This window comes from Streptomyces sp. NPDC006385 (genome assembly GCF_040612485.1).
Lineage (GTDB): Bacteria > Actinomycetota > Actinomycetes > Streptomycetales > Streptomycetaceae > Streptomyces.
The window spans coordinates 173,014-198,499 of record NZ_JBEXQG010000002.1; the positions used below are offsets into that span (position 1 = coordinate 173,014).

At 71.4% G+C, this 25,486-nt stretch carries 20 protein-coding genes and 2 pseudogenes; 19 read left to right on the forward strand and 3 right to left on the reverse strand.

All coding sequences use genetic code 11. The annotated features are described in order from the left end of the window. Window positions 1-257: 257 nt before the first annotated feature. The 3 genes and pseudogenes from fdhD to ABZ078_RS02275 form a co-directional block, all read right to left on the reverse strand. Window positions 258-1,121, reverse strand: coding sequence for a formate dehydrogenase accessory sulfurtransferase FdhD (gene fdhD / locus ABZ078_RS02265; protein ID WP_356570753.1), 864 nt, complete (start codon window positions 1,119-1,121; stop codon window positions 258-260). A gap of 8 nt (window positions 1,122-1,129) precedes the next feature. Then, window positions 1,130-1,527: pseudogene (locus ABZ078_RS02270) on the reverse strand (2Fe-2S iron-sulfur cluster-binding protein). A 64-nt stretch (window positions 1,528-1,591) separates the two neighbouring features. Continuing rightward, window positions 1,592-1,789, reverse strand: a pseudogene (locus ABZ078_RS02275) (2-dehydropantoate 2-reductase N-terminal domain-containing protein); the annotation flags it as partial. 223 nt (window positions 1,790-2,012) lie between these two features. Between ABZ078_RS02275 and ABZ078_RS02280 the strand changes: the two are divergent. From ABZ078_RS02280 to ABZ078_RS02370, 19 genes are all read left to right on the forward strand, one after another. Further along, a complete protein-coding gene (locus ABZ078_RS02280) occupies window positions 2,013-3,344 on the forward strand; it encodes an OFA family MFS transporter (protein ID WP_356570755.1) in 1,332 nt (443 codons plus the stop codon). Beyond that, window positions 3,325-3,459: a hypothetical protein gene (locus ABZ078_RS02285; protein ID WP_356570757.1), complete on the forward strand. Its 135-nt coding sequence runs from the start codon at window positions 3,325-3,327 to the stop codon at window positions 3,457-3,459. Before ABZ078_RS02280 ends, ABZ078_RS02285 begins: the two co-directional genes overlap by 20 nt. Window positions 3,460-3,609: 150 nt before the next feature. Further along, window positions 3,610-4,548 carry a beta-ketoacyl-ACP synthase III gene (locus ABZ078_RS02290; protein WP_356570759.1) on the forward strand — a complete coding sequence of 313 codons (939 nt, stop codon included), beginning with the start codon at window positions 3,610-3,612 and terminating at the stop codon, window positions 4,546-4,548. Window positions 4,549-4,690: 142 nt separating this feature from the next. Then, window positions 4,691-5,368, forward strand: coding sequence for a GntR family transcriptional regulator (locus ABZ078_RS02295; protein WP_356570761.1), 678 nt, complete (start codon window positions 4,691-4,693; stop codon window positions 5,366-5,368). Window positions 5,369-5,557: 189 nt separating this feature from the next. Beyond that, window positions 5,558-6,739 (forward strand): ROK family transcriptional regulator, encoded by a 1,182-nt coding sequence (locus ABZ078_RS02300; RefSeq protein ID WP_356570897.1) that lies wholly within the window; start codon window positions 5,558-5,560, stop codon window positions 6,737-6,739. A gap of 138 nt (window positions 6,740-6,877) precedes the next feature. Beyond that, window positions 6,878-8,398, forward strand: a complete 1,521-nt coding sequence (locus ABZ078_RS02305) for a sugar ABC transporter ATP-binding protein (protein ID WP_356570763.1) — start codon at window positions 6,878-6,880, stop codon at window positions 8,396-8,398. Further along, complete coding sequence (locus tag ABZ078_RS02310; protein WP_356570765.1) at window positions 8,395-9,414, forward strand: ABC transporter permease; 1,020 nt, start codon at window positions 8,395-8,397, stop codon at window positions 9,412-9,414. The genes ABZ078_RS02305 and ABZ078_RS02310 overlap by 4 nt, the downstream gene beginning before the upstream one ends. Window positions 9,415-9,431: 17 nt before the next feature. After that, window positions 9,432-10,469 (forward strand): substrate-binding domain-containing protein, encoded by a 1,038-nt coding sequence (locus ABZ078_RS02315; protein ID WP_356570767.1) that lies wholly within the window; start codon window positions 9,432-9,434, stop codon window positions 10,467-10,469. Window positions 10,470-10,524: 55 nt separating this feature from the next. After that, window positions 10,525-11,733, forward strand: a complete 1,209-nt coding sequence (locus tag ABZ078_RS02320) for a Gfo/Idh/MocA family oxidoreductase (protein ID WP_356570769.1) — start codon at window positions 10,525-10,527, stop codon at window positions 11,731-11,733. A 14-nt stretch (window positions 11,734-11,747) separates the two neighbouring features. Then, complete coding sequence (locus ABZ078_RS02325; protein ID WP_356570771.1) at window positions 11,748-12,746, forward strand: sugar phosphate isomerase/epimerase family protein; 999 nt, start codon at window positions 11,748-11,750, stop codon at window positions 12,744-12,746. A 106-nt stretch (window positions 12,747-12,852) separates the two neighbouring features. Continuing rightward, on the forward strand, window positions 12,853-15,372 hold the full coding sequence (locus ABZ078_RS02330; RefSeq protein ID WP_356570773.1) for a PQQ-dependent sugar dehydrogenase: 2,520 nt from the start codon (window positions 12,853-12,855) through the stop codon (window positions 15,370-15,372). A 16-nt stretch (window positions 15,373-15,388) separates the two neighbouring features. Then, window positions 15,389-16,783: a ThuA domain-containing protein gene (locus ABZ078_RS02335; protein WP_356570775.1), complete on the forward strand. Its 1,395-nt coding sequence runs from the start codon at window positions 15,389-15,391 to the stop codon at window positions 16,781-16,783. A gap of 107 nt (window positions 16,784-16,890) precedes the next feature. Further along, window positions 16,891-18,093 carry an inositol-3-phosphate synthase gene (locus ABZ078_RS02340; RefSeq protein WP_356570777.1) on the forward strand — a complete coding sequence of 401 codons (1,203 nt, stop codon included), beginning with the start codon at window positions 16,891-16,893 and terminating at the stop codon, window positions 18,091-18,093. Between the two features lie 541 nt (window positions 18,094-18,634). Continuing rightward, window positions 18,635-19,660: a sugar phosphate isomerase/epimerase family protein gene (locus ABZ078_RS02345; protein ID WP_356570779.1), complete on the forward strand. Its 1,026-nt coding sequence runs from the start codon at window positions 18,635-18,637 to the stop codon at window positions 19,658-19,660. Then, on the forward strand, window positions 19,657-20,511 hold the full coding sequence (locus tag ABZ078_RS02350) for an EboA domain-containing protein (RefSeq protein ID WP_356570781.1): 855 nt from the start codon (window positions 19,657-19,659) through the stop codon (window positions 20,509-20,511). Before ABZ078_RS02345 ends, ABZ078_RS02350 begins: the two co-directional genes overlap by 4 nt. Beyond that, window positions 20,511-21,455 (forward strand): TatD family hydrolase, encoded by a 945-nt coding sequence (locus tag ABZ078_RS02355; protein WP_356570783.1) that lies wholly within the window; start codon window positions 20,511-20,513, stop codon window positions 21,453-21,455. Before ABZ078_RS02350 ends, ABZ078_RS02355 begins: the two co-directional genes overlap by 1 nt. Before the next feature lie 3 nt (window positions 21,456-21,458). After that, entirely contained in the window at window positions 21,459-22,664 is a 1,206-nt protein-coding gene (eboE, locus tag ABZ078_RS02360; RefSeq protein ID WP_356570785.1) for a metabolite traffic protein EboE, read from the forward strand. A 62-nt stretch (window positions 22,665-22,726) separates the two neighbouring features. Further along, window positions 22,727-24,106 carry a nucleotide pyrophosphatase/phosphodiesterase family protein gene (locus tag ABZ078_RS02365; RefSeq protein WP_356570898.1) on the forward strand — a complete coding sequence of 460 codons (1,380 nt, stop codon included), beginning with the start codon at window positions 22,727-22,729 and terminating at the stop codon, window positions 24,104-24,106. An 89-nt stretch (window positions 24,107-24,195) separates the two neighbouring features. After that, the gene (locus tag ABZ078_RS02370; protein WP_356570787.1) at window positions 24,196-25,254 is read left to right on the forward strand and encodes a sugar phosphate isomerase/epimerase; all 1,059 of its coding nucleotides are present in this window, start codon (window positions 24,196-24,198) and stop codon (window positions 25,252-25,254) included. The last annotated feature ends 232 nt before the right edge of the window (window positions 25,255-25,486 follow it).

Sequence of the window (25,486 nt, forward strand, 5' to 3'; positions counted from 1 at the left end):
CGGGTGTCCAGGCATCTGAACATTCGGACATCCCACGTCCAAGGTGCGCATCACAGACGTTAGTTGGGCTATCGCACACATCACAAGAACCGTGCACGTGTCACTCACGGATGGAGTAGTGGGTGTACGGCGGCATCGCCACCCACGCTGACGGCGTTCACGGCGGCAGAGCTTCTGATCACGGCGGGGCCCCTGCACGGCGCAGGGGGCGCTCCCCGCCGATCCGGGGCCCCGCCGCCGTGTCGCGGGGAGCCTTCTCAGCCCTGGGCGGCCGCGCTCCGCAGGGCGAGCCGGTGTTCGCCCGCGTACACGTTCATGGAGCTGCCCCGTAGGAAGCCCACCAGTGTCAGCCCCGTCTCCGCGGCGAGGTCCACGGCCAGCGACGAGGGCGCCGAGACCGCCGCCAGCACCGGAATCCCCGCCATCACCGCCTTCTGGGCGAGCTCGAAGCTGGCCCGCCCCGAGACCAGCAGGACCGTCCGGGACAGCGGCAGATCCCCCCGCTGCAAGGCACGGCCGACCAGCTTGTCGACCGCGTTGTGCCGGCCCACGTCCTCCCGTATGTCGACCAGTTCGCCGTCCTCCGTGAACAGGGCCGCCGCGTGCAGCCCCCCGGTCCGGTCGAAGACCCGCTGGGCCGCGCGCAGCCGGTCGGGGAGGCTCGCGAGCAGGTCGGGGGCGAGCCGGACCGGGGGAGCGTCACCGCCGTGCGTGTCGTCGACGGGCCAGCGGGCCGTCGTACGGACCGCGTCCAGCGACGCCTTGCCGCACAACCCGCAGGACGAGGTGGTGTACACGTTGCGTTCGAGGGTGATGTCGGGGATCACCACTTCCGGCGCCGTCGTCACGTCCACCACGTTGTACGTGTTCGACCCGTCCACCGTGGCGCCCGCGCAGTACACGATGTTCCGCAGGTCATCCGCCCCGCCCAGCACGCCCTCGCTCACCAGGAACCCCGCCGCCAGCGCGAAGTCGTCGCCCGGCGTGCGCATCGTGATCGCCAGCGGCTTGCCGTTGAGCCGGATCTCCAGCGGTTCCTCGGCGACGAGCGTGTCCGGCCGGGTGGAGACGGCCCCGTCCCGGATGCGGATCACCTTGCGTCGTTCCGTGACTCGTCCCATGTCGCGCCTCAGTCCCGGTTCTGTACGTGCTGGTAGCCGAAACGGCCCTTGATGCAGAGGTTGCCGTGGGTCACCGGGTTGTCGTGGGGAGAGGTGACCTTGACAATCTCATTGTCCTGCACGTGGAGCGTGAGGTCGCAGCCCACTCCGCAGTACGCGCACACCGTGCCCGGCTCGACCCTCCGCGAGCACGCCGGGACCAGGGTCCAAGACCCCTCGACCTCCACCACGCACACCCGGCGGGCGTTCTTGGGCGTGAGCGTGTCCCCTGGCACAGCGTGGGGACGTCCTTCCCGGCGGACCGGCACGCGTCGAGGATCGTCGAGCCCGCGGGGACCCTGGCCTCCTCGCCGTCGACCGTGAACTCCACCGGCCGGCGCGGCACTCCCAGCGGTATCGCGGTCATTCGTACGCCGCACCCGGCCCTTCGAGTTCGGTCGCGGGGTAGACGACACAGCCGACGGCCCGTTGCCGACCTCGGCCGGGTCGTCGGTCGCGTGCGCGCGGGCGGTGAAGTCGCCGCACGGACTGAGCACCCGCACTCCGTGCCACCTCATGGCCGCCAGATGCGGTCCACGGGCGACGAGGTGCACGTCCGCACCGGCGCGACGGAGCGCGGCTCCCACGTAGGCGCCGATGGCACCGGCGCCGAGGACTGCAGCTTTCACTTCGGAACGCTCCGTTCGGTCGAGGGAGTACCGCGGAGGTGGCTGGGAAGCAGTGCGAAACCAGTCGAATCCTGTCGACGAAATATTGTCTACAGTATGGATCGAGGTCGGCAAGAGGTCGCGCACGGCGTTCGACCGTTCGTCGCGTCCTGGATACCGCTCATCGCACACGATCGACGCGGCGGCTTCTCAACTCCCCTCTTCCTCCTTACCGTTCGGGATCATGAGTCCACCGGTCGCACCCCCGGGATGGAGCCGCTGGCTGGTTCCGCCCGCCGCTCTGTCGGTCCATCTGTCCATCGGCCAGGCCTACGCCTGGAGCGTGTTCAAGCCACCGCTCGAATCCGCGCTCGGCCTCAGCGGCACCCAGAGCGCTCTGCCGTTCCAGCTGGGCATCGTGATGCTCGGACTGTCGGCCGCGTTCGGCGGCACGCTGGTGGAGCGCAACGGACCGCGCTGGGCCATGACGGTCGCCCTGGTCTGCTTCTCGTCCGGCTTCCTGCTCTCCGCCCTCGGCGCCGCCACCGAGCAGTACTGGCTGATCGTCCTCGGCTACGGCTTCGTCGGCGGGATCGGCCTCGGCATCGGCTACATCTCGCCGGTCTCCACCCTGATCAAGTGGTTCCCGGACCGGCCCGGCATGGCCACCGGCATCGCGATCATGGGCTTCGGCGGCGGCGCGCTCATCGCCTCGCCCTGGTCGGCGCAGATGCTGGAGTCGTTCGGCGGCGACAGCTCCGGGATCGCGCTGGCGTTCCTGGTGCACGGGCTGACGTACGCCGTCTTCATGCTGCTCGGTGTGCTACTCGTCCGGGTGCCGCGCACCGAGCGGCCGGTCGGTGACGGGCCCAGCGCCTTCGACGGGCCCCAGGTGTCCGCGCGCGACGCCGTGCGCACACCGCAGTTCTGGTGTCTGTGGATCGTGCTCTGCATGAACGTGACCGCCGGCATCGGCATCCTGGAGAAGGCCGCGCCGATGATCACGGACTTCTTCGCGAACACCTCCACACCGGTGTCGGTGTCGGCCGCCGCGGGCTTCGTCGCCCTGCTGTCCGCCGCCAACATGGCGGGCCGCATCGGCTGGTCGTCGACCTCCGACCTGATCGGGCGCAAGAACATCTACCGCCTGTACCTGGGTGCGGGTGCGCTCATGTACGGGCTGATCGCACTGGCCGGCGACTCGTCGAAGCCGCTGTTCATCCTGTGCGCGCTGGTGATCCTGTCCTTCTACGGCGGCGGTTTCGCGACGATCCCCGCCTACCTGAAGGACCTCTTCGGGACCTACCAGGTCGGCGCCATTCACGGACGGCTGCTCACCGCCTGGTCCACGGCCGGCGTCCTCGGACCGCTGATCGTGAACTGGATCGCCGACCGGCAGGAGGAGGCGGGCAAGGACGGCTCGTCCCTCTACACCATGTCCCTGTTCATCATGATCGGGCTGCTCGTCGTCGGCTTCGTCGCCAACGAACTCGTCCGGCCCGTCCACCCCCGCCATCACGTCCCCGCCCCGGCGGTGAAGGAGAAGGAGGCCGCGGATGTCCAGCGCCAGCAGTAGCGGTCCGCCCGGCCGGCGAGGGCTGATCGCCTTCGCTTGGGTGTGGGTGGGGGTGCCGCTCGGCTACGGGCTCTACGAGCTCGTCCGCAAGGCGACGCAGCTGTTCACCGGGTAGGCGTTCGGGAACGCTCCGGGCGACGGACGGCTCTGATGGAAGCCGACAACACGGACCCGCGATTCCTGTGGCATCACATGCAGCCGTACCCACGAGTCACTGATCAGACTGGTGAATCCCGCTACCCGATGTTCGAGGGGATCACCATCGATGAACGGCTCGCGCATCGCCGCAGTCGGCCACTACCAGCCCGCCAAGGTGCTCACCAACGAGGACCTGGCGGGCATGGTCGACACCAGTGACGAGTGGATCAGGAGCCGGGTGGGCATCCGTACCCGCCACATCGCCGGGCCCGACGAGCCGGTCGACGAGCTGGCCGCGCACGCCGCCGCCAAGGCGCTCGCCGCGGCGGGTCTCGCCCCCGGCGACATCGACCTCGTCCTCGTCGCCACCTCCACCGCCATCGACCGCTCCCCGAACATGGCCGCCCGGGTCGCGGCCCGGCTCGGCATCCCCTCGCCCGCCGCGATGGACGTCAACGTCGTCTGCGCCGGCTTCACCCACGCCCTGGCCACCGCCGACCACGCCGTCCGCGCGGGCGCCGCGGGCCGGGCACTGGTGATCGGCGCCGACAAGATGTCCGACGTGACCGACTGGGCCGACCGCACGACCTGTGTGCTCGTCGGCGACGGAGCGGGCGCGGCTGTCGTGGAGGCGTCCGAGGAGGCCGGCATCGGGCCGGTGCTGTGGGGTTCGGTGCCCGAGATGGGGCACGCGGTGCGCATCGAGGGCCAGCCCGCGCGGTTCGCGCAGGAGGGGCAGAGCGTCTACCGCTGGGCGACGACACAGCTTCCGGCCATCGCGCGCCGGGCCTGCGAGCGGGCGGGGCTCGCGCCGGAGGACCTCGCCGGGGTCGTGCTGCACCAGGCCAACCTGCGCATCATCGAGCCGCTCGCCCTCAAGCTCGGCGCGGTCAACGCCGTGGTCGCGCGCGATGTCGCCGAGTCCGGGAACACCTCGGCGGGGAGCATCCCGCTCGCGTTCTCCAAACTCCTGGAGCAGGGCAAGATCTCCAGCGGGCAGCCGGTGCTGCTGTTCGGGTTCGGCGGAAACCTGTCGTACGCCGGACAGGTCGTCCGCTGCCCCTGACCCCTGTCGTGTGAGGTGGCCGTCTCTCCGATTCCCTGGTCCTTGTGCGCCGTAGACTGTAGACGAAAGACAATCGATCTGGCTTTCCGGTGACGGCCGGCTACCGACCGCAGTCGCAGGTGTTCGCCCAGGAGGGGAACCGATGTTGTCGACAGGACTGCCGCAGGGCGCGGTGCCCAAGCTCGAACGGCCCGGTCCGCTGCGTGACCGCGTCTACGAGGCGCTGCTCGAACTCATCACGACCCGTGCCCTCCACCCGGGCCAGCACCTGGTCGAGAGCGAACTGGCCGGTCATCTCGGCGTCTCGCGGCAGCCGGTGCGCGAGGCGCTCCAGCGGCTGAACACCGAGGGCTGGGTCGATCTGCGGCCCGCGCAGGGCGCGTTCGTGCACGAGCCGACCGAGGAGGAGGCCGACCAACTCCTCACCGTCCGCACCCTCCTGGAGGCCGAGGCCGCCCGGCTCGCCGCCGCCCGCGCCGACAGCGCCGGCATCGCGGCCCTGGAACAGCTGTGCGCGGACGGGGAGGAGGCCGTCGCCGCCGACGACGTGGACGCGGCCGTCGCCCTCAACGCCCGCTTCCACGCGAAGATCATGGAACTCGCGGGCAACGCGGTCCTCGCCGAACTGGCCGCGCAGGTCGACCGCCGGGTCCGTTGGTACTACACGCCCGTCGCCCGCCGGCGCGGCCGGCAGTCCTGGATCGAGCACCGGGGCATGATCGCCGCGATCACCGAGCGGGACGAGCAGCGCGCCACGCAGTTGATGCGGGAGCACACCGAGCACACGCGACGGTCGTACCACGCACGCGCCAAGTCCTGAGCACCGCCGCGGCGTTCCGGGTCGCGTCTCTTCTTTGTCCTGTGAGTGGCGAAAGTTGAGGGCAATCTCTGCGCAACTTCTTCCCAGTCCCGACGGCCGCTGCTACGTTCCCCTCGAAAGCAGGCCACTGATGTGGCCGAAACCCGGCGCGCACAGGCCGATTGGGGCGGGGAGGGGCTCGTGAGACGCATGACGGCGCGACCCGCGAACGCCCACCAGGCCCGGCTGCTGAAGCTGCTGCGCGACGGCGGCCCCAACTCCCGTGCCCAGCTGGGCGACCAGATCGACCTCTCACGGTCCAAGCTGGCCGTGGAGGTGGACCGGCTGCTGGAGACGGGCCTGGTCGTGGCCGACGGACTCGCCGCCTCGCGCGGCGGGCGCCGCTCCCACAACATCCGGCTCAACCCGGGGCTGCGTTTCCTCGGCGTCGACATCGGCGCGACCTCGGTCGACGTCGCCGTCACCAACGCCGAACTGGAGATCCTCGGTCACCTCAACCAGCCCATGGACGTGCGCGAGGGTCCGGTCGCGGTCTTCGAGCAAGTCCTGTCCATGGCCGCGAAGTTGAGGGCATCGGGGCTCGCGGAGGGATACGACGGCGCCGGCATCGGCGTCCCGGGTCCGGTCCGCTTCCCCGAGGGCGTCCCCGTGGCTCCGCCGATCATGCCGGGCTGGGACGGCTTCCCCGTGCGGGAGGCGCTCAGCCAGGAACTCGGCTGCCCGGTCATGGTCGACAACGACGTGAACCTCATGGCGATGGGGGAGCAGCACGCGGGCGTCGCACGCTCCGTGGGCGACTTCCTCTGCGTCAAGATCGGCACCGGCATCGGCTGCGGCATCGTCGCGGGCGGTGACGTCCACCGCGGTGTCACCGGCAGCGCGGGCGACATCGGGCACATCCAGGCCGTGCCCGACGGCCGCCCCTGCGCCTGCGGCAACCGCGGCTGTCTGGAGGCCCACTTCAGCGGCGCGGCCCTCGCCCGGGACGCCGTGGAGGCGGCCCAGCACGGACGCTCCGTCGAACTGGCCACGCGGCTGGAGGCGGGCGGCACCCTGACCGCCGTCGACGTGGCCGCCGCGGCCGCCGCGGGCGACGCCACCGCACTCGACCTGATCCGCGAGGGCGGCAACCGCGTCGGCCAGGTCATCGCCGGTCTCGTCAGCTTCTTCAACCCCGGCCTGGTGGTGATCGGCGGCGGGGTGACCGGCCTCGGCCACACCCTGCTCGCCGCGATCCGCACCCAGGTCTACCGCCAGTCGCTGCCCCTCGCGACCGGCAACCTCCCCATCGTCCTGGGCGAGTTGGGCCCCACCGCCGGAGTCATCGGCGCGGCCCGGCTCATCAGCGACCACCTGTTCTCACCCGCGTAGGCCCCAGCTCCACACGGCTCACCAGAACGGCCCGCTGCTCCACCCTGCCTGCTCTGCCCGCTTCTGCCCTGTCCCAACCTGCTCTGCCTTGTCCCACCTTGCCCTGAAACCGGCCCGCACGCCCGCCAAGGGGACCTCATGGCACCAGAACCACCGCTGCTCAGCATGTCCGGCATCACCAAGTCGTTCCCCGGAGTCCGGGCCCTCGACGGCGTCGACCTGGACGTCCAGGCCGGTGAGGTGCACTGTCTGCTCGGTCAGAACGGGGCCGGCAAGTCCACCCTCATCAAGGTCCTGGCCGGTGCCCACCAGCCCGACACCGGCACGATCCACTGGCGCGGCGAGACGGTCACGCTCCGCTCGCCGATCGCCGCCATGCGCCTCGGCATCGCCACCATCTACCAGGAACTCGACCTGGTCGAGCACCTGTCGGTCGCCGAGAACGTCCACCTCGGCCATGAACCCACGGCCGCCGGCTTCGTCGTACGGGGAAAGGCGGCCCGCACCTCGACCGCCGCTCTGCTGCGGCGACTCGGGCACCCCGAGATCGATCCGGCACGCCTGGTCGGCGCGTTGTCGGCGGCGCAGCAGCAGATCGTGTCCATGGCGCGGGCGCTCTCCCACGACGTACGCCTGATCGTGATGGACGAGCCGTCCGCCGCCCTCGACCCGGACGAGGTCGACAACCTCTTCCGCATCGTCGGCGATCTCACCGCCGCCGGAGTCGCCGTCGTCTACATCTCCCACCGGCTGGAGGAGATCCGCCGCATCGGCGACCGGGTGACGGTGCTGAAGGACGGGCGGGCCGTGGCGGGCGGGCTGCCCGCGAAGACGACGCCGACGCGCGAGGTCGTGGCTCTGATGACGGGCCGCACCGTGGAGTACGTCTTTCCCGAGCGGCCGGCCAAGGACGTGACAGCCGGGAAGCCGCTGCTGGAGGTGCGCGGACTCGCCCGGGACGGCGAGTTCGAGCCCCTCGACCTGGCCGTGCGGCCCGGGGAGATCGTCGGGCTCGCCGGACTGGTGGGCTCCGGGCGCTCCGAGATTCTGGAGACGATCTACGGAGCCCGCAAGCCGACCGCCGGTCAGGTCCTCGTGGAAGGGCGGGCGCTCAGGCCCGGCAGCGTGCGGGCCGCCGTACGCGCCGGGCTGGGGCTCGCCCCCGAGGAGCGCAAGGCGCAGGCGTTGCTGATGCTGGAGTCCGTCACCCGCAACGTGTCGGTGTCGTCCATGTCCCGTTTCTCGCGCGGCGGCTGGATCGACCGCGCCGCCGAGCTGAGGGCCGCGCGGGCCGCGACCCGCGAGCTGTCGCTGCGGCCCGACAACCCGTCCGCGCCGGTGCGCACCCTCTCCGGCGGCAACCAGCAGAAGGCCGTCCTGGCCCGCTGGCTGCTGCGCGGCTGCCGTGTCCTGCTGCTCGACGAACCCACCCGAGGCGTCGACGTCGGCGCCCGCGCCGAACTGTACGCGGTGGTCCGGCGGTTGGCGGACGAGGGCCTCGCCGTACTGCTGGTCTCCAGCGAAGTCCCCGAAGTGCTCGGCCTCGCCGACCGGGTGCTGGTGCTCCGCGAAGGCAGCGTCGTCCACACCGCCCCGGCTCGCGAACTCGACGAACACCGTGTCCTCGACCTCGTCATGGAAGGAAGCCCGGCGTCATGACGCAGCACGCCTCCCCGCCCCGGGACAGCACCGGCAAGGTGCCGTCGGCCGGGGGACCGCCCGCCTGGCGCGGCCTGATGGCCCGCGCCGACGTGCGCACCCTCTCCCTGCTCGGCGTCCTCGCCGTACTGATCGTCATCGGCGGCATCACCAAGCCGGACGAGTTCCTGGACACCCGCAACCTCCAACTCGTCCTCACCCAGGCGTCCGTGATCGGCGTCGTCACCGTCGGCATGACGTTCGTCATCACCTCCGGCGGCATCGACCTGTCCGTCGGCGCGATCGTCGCGCTCGCCTCGGTGTGGGCGACGACGGTGGCGACCCAGGAGTACGGCTTCGGCGGCATCCTCTTCACGGCGGTGATCGTCGGTGTGGGATGCGGACTGGTCAACGGGATGCTCATCGCGTACGGCGCGATGGTCCCGTTCATCGCCACGCTCGCCATGCTCGCCTCCGCCCGCGGACTGGCCCTGCAGATCACGGACGGCAAGACGCAGATCGTCACCGTGCCCTCCGTGCTGGACCTCGGCGAGCGCGACGCGTACGTGCTCGGCATCCCGCCGCTCGTCATGGTGTTCGCGGTCGTGACGATCATCGGCTGGCTGATCCTGAACCGCACCACCTTCGGCCGGCGCACGGTCGCCGTCGGCGGCAACGCGGAGGCGGCCCGGCTCGCCGGCATCGACGTCCGCCGCCAGCGGCTCTACCTCTACCTGCTGTCCGGGCTGTGCTGCGGCATCGCCGCCTTCCTGCTGATCGTCCTGTCCGGCTCCGGCCAGAACACCAACGGCAACCTCTACGAACTCGACGCCATCGCCGCCGCGATCATCGGCGGAACGCTGCTCAGCGGGGGCCGCGGCACCATCACCGGCTCGGTGCTGGGTGTCCTGGTCTTCACCACGATCACCAACATCTTCGCCCTGAACAACCTGCAGAGCGACGTCCAGCAGATCGCCAAGGGCGCGATCATCGTCGCCGCGGTGCTGGTCCAGCGCCGTACCGCGAGCACGACCTGAGGAAAGGGTTCACCGCCATGTCAGAGCTCACCAGTCGCAGAGGGCTGCTGTTCGGCACCGCCGCCATAGGTGCGGGCGCCCTCCTCACGGGTTGCACGAGCAACGAGTCCAAGGACGAACCGGCCGCGAACGACCAGCCGGCCGCCGACGACAAGCCCGGCAAGCGGGTCACCATCGGTTTCGCCGGACCGCAGGCCGACCACGGCTGGCTCAACGCCATCAACGACAACGCCAAGAGCCGGGCGGAGAAGTACTCCGACGTGACGTTGGAGATCACCGAGGGCTCCAACGACACCGCCGCGCAGATCGGCCAGATCGAGACACTGATCAACAAGAAGGTCGACGTGCTGGTGGTGCTGCCCGCCGACGGCAAGGCGCTCACCCAGGTCGGCCTGAAGGCGATGCGCGCGGGCATCCCGGTCGTCAACCTCGACCGGATCTTCAACACCCCGCAGGCATACCGCTGCTGGATCGGCGGCGACAACTACGGCATGGGTCTCAACGCCGGGCACTACATCGGCGAGAAGCTCAAGGGGAAGCCGAACGCCCGCGTCATCGAGCTGGCCGGCCTGGACAACCTGGAGCTGACCAAGCAGCGCACCCAGGGCTTCGACGACGCCCTGAAGAACTACCCCAACATCAAGAAGGTCGCCCGGCAGGCCGCCGAGTTCACCGTCGAGTCCGGTCAGGCCAAGATGGCCCAACTGCTCCAGGCCCAGTCGAAGTTCGACGCGCTGTGGAACCACGACGACGACCAGGGGGTCGGCGCTCTGCGCGCCATCGAGCAGGCCGGGCGCGACGACTTCCTGATGGTCGGCGGCGCGGGCGCCCTGTCCGCCTTCCAGGCCATCAAGCAGGACGACGGCGTCCTGAAGGCGACGGTGCTGTACCCGCCGACCATGGCCGCCTCCGCGATCGACCTCGCCCGCGCCCTCGGTCAGGGCCAGGGCATCGACGGTATGGCCGAGTTCGAGATCCCCGCGTCGATCACGCTCTACTCGGCCGTCGTCGACAAGACCAACGTCGACCAGTACATGCCCACCGGCTTCAAGTGATTCCGCCCGCACCCCCCACGTGCGCCACCCCGACCAGGACGAGGAGGACACCCGTATGGGACAGCCGCAGCAGCCAGAAGGGACCGAGGCAGGCAAACCACCCCTGCGCGTGGGGATGGTCGGCTACGCCTTCATGGGCGCCGCCCACTCCCAGGGCTGGCGCACCGCGGGCCGCGTCTTCGACCTGCCGCTGAACCCCGTGCAGGCCGTGATCTGCGGCCGGGACCGGTCCGCCGTCCAGGCGGCCGCCGACCGGCACGGCTGGGCGTCCGTCGAGACCGACTGGCGTGCCCTCGTCGAACGGGACGACGTCGACCTCGTCGACATCTGCACCCCCGGTGACAGCCACGCCGAGATCGCGCTGGCCGCCCTGGCCGCAGGCAAGCACGTCCTGTGCGAGAAGCCCCTCGCCAACACCGTCGAGGAGGCCACGTCGATGGCGCGGGCGGCGGAGGAGGCGTACGGCCGCGGGCAGGTGGCGATGGTCGGCTTCAACTACCGCCGAGTGCCGGCCACCGCCCTGGCCCGCCGGATGGTCGCCGAGGGCCGCCTGGGCGCGCTGCGGCACGTGCGCGTGACGTATCTCCAGGACTGGCTGGTCGACCCCGGCTTCCCGCTGACCTGGCGGCTGCGCAGGGATCAGGCCGGCTCGGGCTCGCTCGGCGACCTGGGCGCCCACATCATCGACCTGGCGCAGTACCTGACGGGGGAGCGGCTGGCGGGCGTCTCCGCCCTGACGGAGACCTTCGTACGCCGGCGGCCTCTGCCCACCGGCGCCACCAGCGGACTGTCCGCCGTCTCGGCCGCCGGCACCGGCCAGGTCACCGTCGACGACGCCGCTCTGTTCACGGCCCGCTTCCCCTCCGGCGCCCTCGCCTCCTTCGAGGCCACCCGCTACGCCACCGGCCGCAAGAACGCCCTGCGCATCGAACTCAACGGCGAGCGCGGGTCGGTGGCCTTCGACCTGGAGCGCCTCAACGAACTGTCCTTCCACGACGGCACGGCACCCGGCGCGGAGGCCGGCTTCCGCCGCATCCTCGTCACCGAACCCGACCACCCCTACCTGGACGCCTGGTGGCCCCCGGGGCACGGCCTCGGCTACGAGCACACCTTCGTCCACCAGGCCCGCGACCTGGTCCACGCCATCGCGGAGGGCCGGCAGCCCGAACCCTCCTTCGCCGACGGGCTGCAGGTACAGCGCGTGCTCGCGGCGGTGGAGGAGAGCGCCGAGAAGAACTCCGTCTACACCCCGATAGCGGTCTGAGGAGGCTGACGCGCATGCCGCGCACGTTCACGCTGTTCACCGGTCAGTGGGCCGACCTGCCGCTGGAGGAGGTCTGCCGGCTCGCCCGGGACTTCGGCTACGACGGACTCGAACTCGCCTGCTGGGGCGACCACTTCGAGGTCGACAAGGCGCTGAGCGACCCCTCGTACGTGGAGTCCAGGCACCAGCTCCTCGACAAGTACGGCCTCAAGTGCTGGGCGATCTCCAACCACCTGGTCGGCCAGGCCGTCTGCGACGCCATCATCGACGAACGCCACCAGGCCATCCTGCCGGGCGACGTGTGGGGCGACGGAGACCCGGAGGGGGTCCGGCGCCGCGCCGCGGACCGTATGAAGGACACCGCGCGGGCCGCGGCCGCCTTCGGCGTCGACACGGTGATCGGCTTCACCGGTTCCGCCATCTGGCACCTGGTCGCCATGTTCCCGCCCGCACCCGAGTCGATGATCGAACGCGGCTACGACGACTTCGCCGAGCGCTGGAACCCGATCCTGGACGTCTTCGACGCGCAAGGCGTGCGGTTCGCGCACGAGGTGCACCCCAGCGAGATCGCCTACGACTACTGGACGACCCAGCGCGCCCTGGCGGCGGTGGGGAACCGTCCCGCCTTCGGTCTCAACTTCGACCCCTCGCACTTCGTGTGGCAGGACCTCGACCCGGTCGGCTTCCTGTGGGACTTCCGCGACCGGATCTACCACGTCGACTGCAAGGAGGCCCGCAAGCGCCTCGACGGCCGCAACGGCCGCCTCGGCTCCCATCTGCCCTGGGGCGACCCGCGGCGCGGCTGGGACTTCGTCTCCGCCGGGCACGGCGACGTCCCCTGGGAGGACGTCTTCCGGATGCTGCGCTCCATCGACTACCAGGGCCCGATCTCGGTCGAGTGGGAGGACGCCGGCATGGACCGGCTCCAGGGCGCCCCCGAGGCGCTGACCCGTCTCAAGGCGTACGACTTCGAGCCGCCGTCGGCCTCCTTCGACGCGGCGTTCGGCAACTGACCTGTCTTCGCGCGGACCTGTCGAGCTCCGCTTCGACTCTCCGGGATGACGGCGCATCCCGGCGCACGCACCCGCCCGTACAACCGGCCCCTTTCTGGAGGCACTCGTGCACGGGAACGACCGCACCACCAGCACCGACAGAAACGAGACCCACAGACGACGGCTGTCCTTCCGCAAGGCGGTGGCGCTGCTCAGCGGCGCACTGCTGGCGGGCGCCACCCTCACCTTCACCGCACCCCAGGCCGGCGCAGCCGTCGCCGCCGAGGGAGCCGCCGCGGCCGCTGCCCGGGCCGCCGCGGCCGAGGACTTCCAGCAGGTCACCCTCGCCAAGGGCGAGCCGGAGGTCGGGGAGCCCATGTCGCTCGCCGTCCTCCCGGACCGTTCGGTCCTGCACACCTCCCGCGACGGCGAGCTGCGCCTCACCGACGCGGCCGGCAACACCAAGCTCGCGGGCAAGCTCGCCGTGTACACGCACGACGAGGAGGGCCTGCAAGGCGTCGGCGTCGACCCCGGATTCGCCGAGAACCGCTTCATCTACCTCTACTACGCACCCCCGCTCGACACCCCGGCCGGCAACGCCCCCGAGACCGGGACGGCGGCCGACTTCGCTTCCTTCGACGGCGTCAACCGCCTCTCCCGCTTCGTCCTGAAGACCGACGGCACGCTCGATGCGGCCAGCGAGACGAAGATCCTCGACATCCCCGCCTCCCGCGGCCTGTGCTGCCATGTCGGCGGCGACATCGACTTCGACGCGGCGGGCAACCTGTATCTCTCAACGGGCGACGACACCAATCCGTTCCAGTCGGACGGCTTCATCCCGATCGACGAGCGCTCCAACCGCAACCCCGGCTTCGACGCCCAGCGTTCCTCCGGCAACACCAACGACCTGCGCGGCAAGATCCTGCGCATCAAGGTCCACGCCGACGGCTCGTACTCCATCCCGGACGGCAACCTCTTCGCGCCCGGCACGGACAAGACACGCCCCGAGATCTACGCGATGGGCTTCCGCAACCCGTTCCGCTTCAGCGTCGACAAGGAGACGGGCATCCTGTACGTCGGCGACTACGGCCCCGACGCCGGCGCCGCCGACCCGGCACGCGGACCGGCCGGCCAGGTCGAGTTCGCCCGCGTCACCGGCCCCGGCAACTTCGGCTGGCCGTACTGCACGGGCGACAACGACGCCTACGTCGACTACGACTTCGCGACCGGCCAGTCCGGTGCTTCCTTCGACTGCGCCGCGCCGAAGAACACCTCCCCGAACAACACCGGCCTGACCGAACTGCCCCCCGCCCAGGCCGCCTGGATCCCCTACGACGGCGGGTCCGTGCCCGAGTTCGGCACCGGCTCCGAGTCCCCGATGGGCGGCCCGGTCTACCGCTACGACGCCTCGCTCGACTCGCCGGTGAAGTTCCCCGAGGCGTACGACGGGAACTTCTTCGCCGGGGAGTTCGGCCGCCGCTGGATCAAGCGGATCGTCAGCGACGACTCCGGAACCGTGCAGTCGATCGACGACGTCCCGTGGACCGGCACCCAGGTCATGGACATGGCCTTCGGCCCGGACGGCGCGCTGTACGTCCTCGACTACGGCACCGCCTGGTTCGGCGGCGACGAGAACTCCGCCCTGTACCGCATCGAGAACGCCACCGACGGCCACTCCCCGGTGGCGCAGGCCGCGGCGAGCAGGACCTCGGGGCAGGCGCCGCTGAGGGTGCGGTTCTCCTCGGAGGGCACGACCGACCAGGACGGCGACGCGTTGTCGTACAGTTGGGACTTCGGCGACGGCGGCAAGTCGACGGCGGCGAACCCGGCGTACCGCTACCAGAGGAACGGCACCTACACCGCGACGTTGACCGCCAAGGACCCCTCCGGCCGCACCGGCAGCGCCAGCGTGCAGATCGTGGTCGGCAACACCGCGCCCAAGGTGACGCTGGAACTCCCGAAGGACGGCCAGCTGTTCAGCTTCGGTGACGCGATCCCGTTCAGGGTGCGGGTCACCGATCCGGAGGACCGGACGATCGACTGCTCGAAGGTCAAGGTCACCTTCATCCTCGGCCACGACACCCACGGCCACCCGCTGACCTCCGCGAACGGCTGCACCGGCACCCTCCGGACCAGCGCCGACGGCGGCCATGACGAGGACGCCAACATCTTCGGCGTCATCGACGCCGAGTACACCGACGGCGGAGGCGGCGGCCAGGCCCCGCTCACCACGCACGACCAGAACGTCACCCAGCCCAGGCACCGGCAGGCCGAGCACTTCGGCAACGGCTCCGGCGTCTCGGTCATCACCAAGGCCACCGCGCACGGCGGCAGGACCGTCGGCAACATCCACAACGGCGACTGGATCTCCTTCACGCCGTACCTCCTCAGCAACGCCACGAAGATCACCGCGCGTGTCTCCTCCGGCGGTGCGGGCGGCACGCTCGAGGTCCGTGCCGGGTCCTCGACGGGCACCCTGCTCGGCAAGGCGACCGTGCCGGTGACCGGCGGCTGGGAGACCTTCCAGGACGTCACGGCCGACCTGACCCGCGCCCCGAGGGGCACTACCACGCTCTACCTCGTCTTCAAGGGCAGCGGCACGGGCGCCCTGTACGACGTGGACGACTTCACCTTCACGACCGGCTGAGAGGGAGGGACCGAAGATGCGTAAGCGTCCAACAGGGCGACTGACAACGGCTGTCGTGGGGGCCGCCGTGCTCCTCGGCTGCGTCTCGGGACCGGCCGCGTCACAGTCCCCGCGGGACTCACATGACGCGCGGGTCCGGGCCGAGGACAAGCGGGTGCTGGTCTTCTCCAAGACGGCCGGCTTCCGCCACGACTCGATCCCCGCCGGCGTCGCCGCGGTGAAGCAGCTCGGCGACACGGGCGGCTTCACGGTCGACGCGACGGAGGACGCCGCGGCCTTCACTGCCGGCAACCTGCGCCGCTACGACGCCGTCGTGTTCCTGTCGACGACCGGGGACGTCCTGAACGCCGCCCAGCAGACGGCCTTCGAGGGCTACATCCGGCACGGTGGCGCGTACGTCGGCATCCACGCCGCCGCCGACACCGAGTACGACTGGGCGTTCTACGGCGGCCTCGCCGGCGCCTACTTCCAGTCGCACCCGGCGATCCAGCCCGCGACCGTGGACGTCGAGGACCACGCCCACCCGGCGACCTCGGGTCTGGCCGAGACGTGGAACCGCACGGACGAGTGGTACAACTACCGCTCCAATCCGCGGGAGCGGGCCCATGTCCTCGCCTCGCTCGACGAGACCTCGTACACCGGCGGCACCATGAACGGCGACCATCCGATCGCCTGGTGCCAGAACTACCAGGGCGGCCGCGCCTTCTACACCGGGGGCGGCCACACCAAGGAGTCCTACGCCGAGCCCCTGTTCCGTGAGCATCTGCTGGGCGGCATCCGCTGGGCCGTCGGCGACGCCCAGGCCGACTGCCGCCCGGAGAACGGCTACCGCCCGATCTTCGACGGCACGCGGGCTTCGCTGGAGGACTGGCGACAGGCGGGCCCCGGCTCCTTCACCCTCTCCGACGCCGGCACGCTCACGACGACCGGCGGCATGGGGATGCTCTGGTACGACGCGTCGAGCTTCGAGTCGTACTCCCTGAAGCTCGACTGGAAGCTGGCCGGCGACGACAACTCCGGTGTGTTCGTGGGCTTCCCGCCCTCGGACGACCCGTGGTCGGCCGTCAACAACGGCTACGAGATCCAGATCGACGCGACCGACGCCGCCGACCGCACCACCGGGGCGGTGTACGGCTTCAAGTCCGCCGACCTGAAGAAGCGCGACCGTGCGCTGAACCCGCCGGGGGAGTGGAACACGTACGAGATCCGCGTGGAGGGCGAAAGGCTCCGCGTCTATCTCAACGGCGTGAAGATCAACGACTTCACCAACACCGACCCCGCCCGGAGCCTCACCGACGGACACATCGGCATCCAGAACCACGGAGCCGACGACGAGGTGTCCTTCCGTGACGTCCGGATCAAGGAACTGCCCACACAGTCCGGCGGAGTGACTGCTTCGCAGGGCGACTGAGCGACGGCGGGCGGGGGACGCCGGACTCCCGCCCGCCGTCTTTTCCCGGCCGGATCCCCCAGGGCCCGGCGGGGTTCCTGTACGACGCGCTCGACAAGGAGGCTGCCATGTCCGCGTCCGTCTGCCCGTCCGTTTCGCGCGTTGGCGTCTGGCTGATCGGGGCGCGCGGCTCCGTCGCCACGACCGTCGTCGCCGGCTGCGCCGCCGTCACCGCGGGACTGCACCCGCCGACGGGCCTGGTCACCGAGACGCCGCTGTTCGCGGACAGCGGCCTGCCCTCCCTGTCGGCCCTCGTCTTCGGCGGCCACGACACGGTGGACTGCCCCCTGCCCAAACGCGCGGAGGCCCTGGCGGCGGGCGGCGTCCTGCCCCCCGGCCTCCCCACGGCGGTCCGGGCCGAACTCGAAGCCGCGGACCGGGAGATCCGTCCCGGCGGCCCGCTCCCGGGGGACACCCGAGGCGAGGAGGAGCTGATCGCCGCCTTCGCCTCCGACATACGGGACTTCGTACGACGGTGTGGGCTCGCCCGGGCGGTCGTGGTGAACGTGGCCTCCACCGAGCCCGCGCCCACCGGCGCCGCCCTGCCCGCGAGTTCGCTGTACGCGGCGGCGGCGCTGCGCACGGGCTGCCCGTACGTGAACTTCACCCCGTCGACGGGCCTGGACCACCCGGCGCTGGCCCCCTTGGTGTCATCGACCGACCTGCCGTACGCGGGCCGCGACGGCAAGACAGGCCAGACCCTCCTCCGGTCCGTGCTGGGCCCGATGTTCACGCAACGTGCCCTGACGGTCCGCGCCTGGTCCGGCACCAACCTGCTCGGCGGCGGCGACGGCGCCGCCCTGGCCGACCCGGCCGCCGCGGCGGCGAAGAACGCCGGCAAGGACAGGGTGCTGGCCGACACCCTCGCCACGCCCCCCGAGGGCCAGGTCTACATCGACGACGTCCCCGCGCTCGGCGACTGGAAGACCGCCTGGGACCACATCGCCTTCGACGGTTTCCTCGGCACCCGCATGATCCTCCAGACCATCTGGCAGGGCTGCGACTCGGCCCTCGCGGCACCTCTTGTCCTCGACCTGGCGCGATTGACGGCACGGGCCCACGAGGCCGGCCTGTCCGGGCCGCTCGGCGACCTCGGCTTCTACTTCAAGGACCCGGTGGGGGAGGCACCGGCGGCGCTGGCGGAACAGCACGCGGCACTGCGGAGGCTCGCGGAGCGGCTGCGGGGGGTTCGCTCCGAGGCGCTGGGGGACCGTGCGGCGGGCCGGGTCGGCGGGGGCGGTGGCGCCGGCCGTCCCGAGGAGCAGCGGTGAAGGCGGGAGGGGGGCGGGGCATGTCCTGGTCGGCCGGCGGGCGAGGTGGACGAGGTGGGCACGGCGGGCGAGGTCGGCGCGGCGGGCGAGGTTGGCGCGGCGGGTGGCCGGGGGCAGCGGCAACGGCCCGGGACATGGAAGCGGGCCAGGACATGCAAGCGGGCCAGGACATGCAAGCGGGCCGGGACAACGATGTGCGCTGGTCGGCGGTTGCGGCCAGGACCACCCGAACCGCGAGCCGGCGGCTGGAGAGTCCCGGGGGACGGGGGCGCCGACACGTGCGCGCCCAGGCCGAACCGCTGAGCGCAGCCGTCTACGCGGTGACCACCGCTCGCCCCTACTCCCACGCCACTCTCACCCCTTCACCCCCTGTCATCACCCCTTCACCCCCTCTCCCCCAGCGAGCCGTCGGTGCGGGCATCCGTGCCGTGATCCCCGTCCGGGCCGCGCTGACCGCCCGCTGCGGAGCCGGCCTCACCGCCCTGCCCGTCGCCGGTCTCGGCCCGCTCGGCAGACGGTTCGGAAGGACGGGGAGCGTCATATGAACCACCCGATACCTGCCCCGGCCCGGCCAGCCGAGGCTCCGAGAGCCGGCGACGGCCCCCACGGCACCAGCGCCGAGCACGCCGCCACCAGCCCCCAGCGACCCGCCGTCACCCCCCTCCGCTTCGGCTACGGCACCAACGGCCTCGCCGACCTCCGCCTCGACGACGCCCTCGCCCTGCTGGCCGACCTCGGCTACGAGGGCGTCGGCCTGACGCTCGACCACATGCACCTCGACCCCCTGGCCCCGAACCTCACCGCCCGCACCCGCCGCCTCGCGCAGCGGCTGGACGCGCTCGATCTGGACGTCACCGTGGAGACGGGCGCCCGCTATGTGCTCGACCCGCGTCGCAAGCACGGCCCCTCCCTGCTGGACCCCGACCCGGACGACCGTGCCCGCCGCGTCGACCTGCTGATCCGTGCCGTCCGCGTCGCCGCCGACCTCGGCGCCCACGCGGTCCACTGCTTCAGCGGGGTCACACCGCCGGGAACGGACCCCGACACGGCATGGCACCGCCTCGCCGGCACCCTCACTCCGGTCCTGGAAGCCGCCGCCACCGCAGGCGTCCCCCTCGCCGTCGAACCCGAACCGGGGCACCTGCTCGCCACGATCGCCGACTTCCACCGACTCCGCCGAGCGCTCGGCGACCCGGAACACCTCGGCCTGACCCTCGACATCGGCCACTGTCAGTGCCTCGAACCCCTCTCTCCCGCCGACTGCGTACGCGCCGCCGCACCGTGGCTGCGCCACGTCCAGATCGAGGACATGCGCCGCGGCATCCATGAACACCTCCCCTTCGGCGACGGCGAGATCGACTTCCCCTCCGTGCTCGCCGCCCTCGCCGCCACCGGCTACCGAGGCCTGACCGTCGTCGAACTGCCCCGCCACTCCCACGCGGGACCTCAGCTGGCCGAACTCTCCCTCCCGTTCCTCCGCGCTGCCGAAGCCTCGGCCACCCGATCACCCGCACTCGTCCCACCTCCTGGCGATCCCTCCGTCACCCCAGAAGGGAGCACCTCATGACCCACCCCCGCACGACTCCGGCCACCCCGGGCGCGGAGACCATGGGCCCTGCGACTCCGGCGACTGGGGACGCGCCGGCTCGGGCAGGCACTGGGCGCGAGGCGAACGCGGATCCGCCGGACGCCGAAAGTCGGCAGGTCGCCCCGGACGCCCAGGGCACCGCCCTCGGCCGCACCCCGCCCGCCGAGCTGCGCGGCCGTCTCACCGCCCGCCTCGATGCCGCCGCTCGCGCATGGCTGCACCGGGCTCTCGACGAGGCCACCGATCACCCGGGAACCCACGGGCCCATCTCCGTCTGGGAGTTGCGCATCGCGGAAGCCGGACGCCGCTGCGGCCCCGAGTACGCCGACGCCGCCCGCGTCCTCATCCTGCACGCGGCCCGCGCCGACACGGACGCCCTCACCCGCGTCTACTTCCAGGGCACCGCCGCCGAACGCCGCGCCGTACTGCACGCGCTGCCCCACCTCGTGCCCGGCCCGCAAGCCCTGCCGCTCGTCGAGGACGCCCTGCGTACCAACGACACCCGGCTCCTCGCCGCCGCCGTCGGTCCCTATGCCGCCCGGCACCTCGACGCCCACCAGTGGCGGCACGCCGTCCTGAAGTGCCTGTTCACCGGTGTCTCCGTCGACACGGTCGCCGACCTGGACCGCCGCGCCCACCGCGACGCCGAACTCGCCCGCATGCTCGGCGACTACGCCGCCGAACGCACTGCCGCGGGCCGCCCCGTACCCGAAGACCTGCACCGCGTCCTGACCCTGACCGACCCCACGGCCACCCCACCCGCGCCCGCCGCCGAGCGCGGCACCCGCGGCACCCGCGGCACCGACGGCACCGACGGCAAGGAGTCCTGATGCGCCTGTTCGACCCCCACATCCACATGACGTCGCGCACCACCGACGACTACGAGGCCATGCACGCCGCCGGCGTCCGCGCCGTCGTCGAACCCTCCTTCTGGCTCGGCCAACCCCGCACCTCTCCCGCCTCCTTCCTCGACTACTTCGACTCCCTCCTCGGCTGGGAGCCCTTCCGTGCCGCCCAGTACGGCATCGCCCATCACTGCACGCTCGCCCTCAACCCCAAGGAGGCGAACGACCCGCGCTGTGTCCCCGTCCTCGACGAACTGCCCCGCTATCTGGTCAAGGACCAGGTCGTCGCCGTCGGCGAGGTCGGCTATGACTCCATGACCCCCGCCGAGGACACCGCCCTCGCCGCCCAACTCCAGCTCGCCGTGGACCACGGCCTGCCCGCGCTGGTCCACACCCCGCACCGCGACAAGCCGGCCGGCCTGCGCCGCACCCTCGATGTCGTCCAGGAGTCCGCACTGTCCCCGGACCGGGTCCTGATCGACCACCTCAACGAGACGACGGTCAAGGAGGCCAAGGACAGCGGCTGCTGGCTGGGCTTCTCCGTCTATCCCGACACCAAGATGGACGAGGAGCGGATGGTCGCGATCCTGCGCGCCTACGGGACCGAGCAGGTGCTGGTGAACTCCGCCGCCGACTGGGGCAGGAGCGATCCCCTGAAGACCCGCAAGGTCGCCGACCTGATGCTGGCCGAGGGGTTCGACGAGGATGACGTCGACCAGGTGCTGTGGCGCAACCCCGTCGCCTTCTACGGGCTGAGCGGCCGCCTCACCCTCGATGTCGCGGCCTCCGAGGCGACCCACGAGGGCAACTCGATCCTGCGCGGCACTCCGAAGGAGCCCGAGGGACCGACCCCGCAAGAGCCACAGGGGCCGTCCGGCACACCCGCGGAGTGGGACGAGTCGGCGGGCGCCCCGGCCCCGGGGGCGTGAGCCATGCGCTTCCGCCACCCCGACGGCTCCACCGTCCACCTCGCCTACTGCACCAACGTCCACCCGGCCGAGACCCTCGACGGCGTCCTCGCCCAACTCCGCGACCACTGCGAACCCGTCCGCCGACGGCTCGGCCGCGACCGCCTCGGCATCGGCCTGTGGCTCGCCAAGGACGCCGCGCACGCCCTCGTCTCCGACCCGTCCGCCCTGCGCGGCCTGCGCACCGAACTCGACCGGCGCGGCCTCGAGGTCGTCACCCTCAACGGCTTCCCCTATGAGGGCTTCGGTGCCGAAGAGGTCAAGTACCGCGTCTACAAGCCGGACTGGGCCGACCCCGAACGCCTCGACCACACCACCTCCCTCGCCCGCGTCCTCGCCGGTCTCCTCCCCGACGACGTCACCCAGGGCAGCGTTTCCACCCTGCCTCTCGCCTGGCGCACCGCCTATGACGACGACCGCGCCGAGACAGCCCGTGCCGCCCTGCGCACCCTCGCCGAACGCCTCGACGCCCTGCAGGAGCTGACCGGACGCGACATCCGCGTCGGCCTCGAACCCGAACCCGGCTGCACCGTCGAGACCACCGCCGACGCCATCGCCCCGCTCACCGCGATCGGCCACGACCGCATCGGCGTCTGCGTCGACACCTGCCACCTCGCCACCTCCTTCGAAGATCCGCACACCGCCCTGGACGCGCTCACCGAAGCCCGCGTCCCCCTCGTCAAGTCCCAGCTCTCGGCCGCCCTGCACGCCGAGCACCCTCACCTCCCCGATGTCCGCGAGGCGCTCGCCGCCTTCGACGAACCCCGCTTCCTGCACCAGACCCGCGCCTCCCCGACCCTCACCTCCGTTCCAGCGGGCGGGGCCACCATCGCCGCCGGTCTGCGCGGCACCGACGACCTCGGCGAGGCCCTCCACAGCGGCGCCCTGCCCGACGCCTCCCCCTGGCGCGCCCACTTCCACGTCCCGCTCCACGCGGCCCCCGCCGCACCTCTCACCTCCACACTCCCCGTCCTCAAGGCCGCACTGACCCGACTCGTCGGCGGCCCGCACCCACTCACCGCGCACCTGGAGGTCGAGACGTACACCTGGCAGGCCCTCCCTGCCGAACTGCGACCCCGCGGACGCAGCCAGCTCGCCGACGGCATCGCCGCCGAACTCACCCTCGCCCGCGACCTGCTGACGGACCTCGGACTGAAGGAGCTGCCATGACCGAACGCCCGGACCCGGCAGTCCCGGCCACCGACCCGGCACCCAGGCCGGACGCCACGGCCATGCGCCGCCCCAAGCCGCTCCTCGTCCTCGACGTGGTCGGCCTCACCCCTCGTCTCCTCGACCACATGCCGCACCTCAAGACCCTCGCCCAGTCCGGCTCCCACGCACCGCTCGGCACCGTCCTGCCCGCCGTCACCTGCGCCGCCCAGTCCACCTTCCTGACCGGCACCCACCCGTCGGAGCACGGCATCGTCGGCAACGGCTGGTACTTCCGCGACCTCGGCGACGTACTCCTGTGGCGCCAGCACAACGGACTGGTCGCCGGCGACAGACTCTGGGACGCCGCCCGCCGCGCACACCCCGGCTACACCGTCGCCAACGTCTGCTGGTGGTACGCCATGGGCGCCGACACCGACATCACCGTCACCCCCCGTCCGATCTACTACTCCGACGACCGCAAGGAACCCGACTGCTACACCCGGCCGCCCGCCCTGCACGACGAACTCACCGACAGACTCGGCACCTTCCCCCTCTTCCACTTCTGGGGACCCGGCGCGGACCTCGCCTCCAGCCGGTGGATCATCGACGCGACCCGCCACATCCTCCGCACCCGCCACCCCGATCTGACGCTCTGCTACCTCCCTCATCTCGACTACGACCTGCAGCGCTTCGGCCCCGACGACCCACGCTCACTGAAAGCGGCCGCCGACCTGGACGCCGCCATGGCCCCGCTTCTGGACGACGCGCGCGCCCAGGGCCGTACCGTCGTCGCGCTGTCCGAGTACGGCATCACCCGCGTGAACCGGCCCGTCGACATCAACCGCGCGCTGCGGCGAGCAGGTCTGCTGGAAGTGCACACCCAGGACGGCATGGAATACCTCGACCCGATGGCGTCACGCGCTTTCGCTGTCGCCGATCACCAGATAGCCCACGTCTACGTACGACGGCCCGAGGACCTCGACGCGACCCGAGCGGCCCTGGAGGGTCTGCCCGGCATTGAGCAACTCCTCGACGACGAGGGCAAGAAGACCCACCGCCTCGACCATCCACGCTCCGGCGAACTCGTCGCCGTCGCGGAGCCGGACGCCTGGTTCACGTATTACTACTGGCTCGACGACGCCCGCGCGCCCGACTTCGCGCGACTCGTCGAGATCCACCGCAAACCCGGCTACGACCCGGTCGAACTGTTCATGGATCCTCTCGACCCCTACGTCAAGGTCAAGGCGGCCACCGCTCTCGCCCGCAAGAAACTCGGCATGCGCTACCGCATGGCGGTCGTGCCCCTGGATCCGTCACCTATTCGCGGCAGCCACGGCCGCCTTCCCACGAGCGACGACGAAGGTCCGCTGTTCATCTGCTCCACCCCCCGTGCTGTCGGCGACCGCGTAGCGGCCACCGACGTGAAGTCCCTGCTGCTCCAACTCGCCGGTCTCACCTGAGTGGTCAGCCCCTCAGCCCTCAGCCCCGACTGGTCACAAGTCAAGCACTCACCACTGACAACGCCCTCCGACACCGAGGAGTTCCACGCATGAGCCGCATCTCCCAGCCCGACCCCGAGCTCACCCACCGCCTCACCAGACGGGGCATGCTCGGCGTGGCCGCGGGCGCCACGGCCGCCGCCCTGCTCGGCACCGCCGCGGGCCCCGCGACCGCCGCTCCCGGCACCGGGTCCGCGGCCGCCACCGCCTCCCGCGGCGTCGGCCGCGGGCGTCCCGTCCTGCCGCCGGGCCGGCTCGGCATCCAGCTCTACAGCCTGCGCGACAAGGTCTCCACGCTCGGCTTCGCCCCCGTCTTCGCCGAACTGGAGAAGTACGGGTACGACGAGGTCGAGTTCGCCGGCTACACCCAGGGCTCGGCGGGCCCCATCACCCTCGCGCAGCTCAGGCGGCTGGCGAGGAACCACGGCCTGAACCCGATCGGCAGCCACGTCGGCTACTACTCCAGCGACCCGAACGCCTACACCTTCGCCCAGAACCTCACCAAGGTGCTCGACGACGCCGAGGCCCTCGGCCTGAGGCACATCGGCACCGCCGCCGGCCCGTTCCGCTACGGCTCGACCGTCGACGCGTGGAAGCGCGCCGCCGAGGACTTCAACACCTACGGAGCGGCGGCCAAGGCGCGCGGCATGAAGTTCTACCAGCACAACCACTCCGAGGAATTCTCCTTCGCCAGCGACAACCCGAAGGTCCGCCTCTACGACGTCCTGCTCGCCGAGACCGACCCCGACCTCGTCTACCTGGAGATGGACATCTACTGGGCGTACGTGGGCCAGTTCCGCTTCTCCAAGCGGCCCGACGGCACGGCCGCTCCCTTCGAACCCCTCGACTACGTGCTCGAGCGGCCCGACCGCTACCCGCTTTTCCACGTCAAGGACGGCGAGAGCGACCCGTCGAACCCGTACGGCTACCGCATGGTCGACGTCGGCGACGGCGACATCGACTACCAGCGCTTCATCTCCGCCGTGACCCGGCTGCGCGGCCACCGGCCGGCCCACCACTGGCAGGCCGAGCACGACAACCCGGCCGAGTCCTTCACCTTCGCGCGCCGCTCCAGCGCGCACCTGCACTCGCTCCGCGAGAAGTGCTGAGCCTGTAGTGACGTGAGGAGCGATGAACGCGTCCAACGGCGCGCTGGTCGCCACGCTGTCCACGGAGTCGTGGGCGGCGGGCTGCTGGTGTGCGCGGTGACGCAGGGGCCGGCGGGGGAGCGGTTGCCCGGGAACTTCCCGGACTGCCACCTCATGCCGTGACGGGACCCGGTGGCGCCCGTCCCGCGTGAGCGCCACCGCGCCCCGTCTCACCCGTGCGTGACCGCGGGGC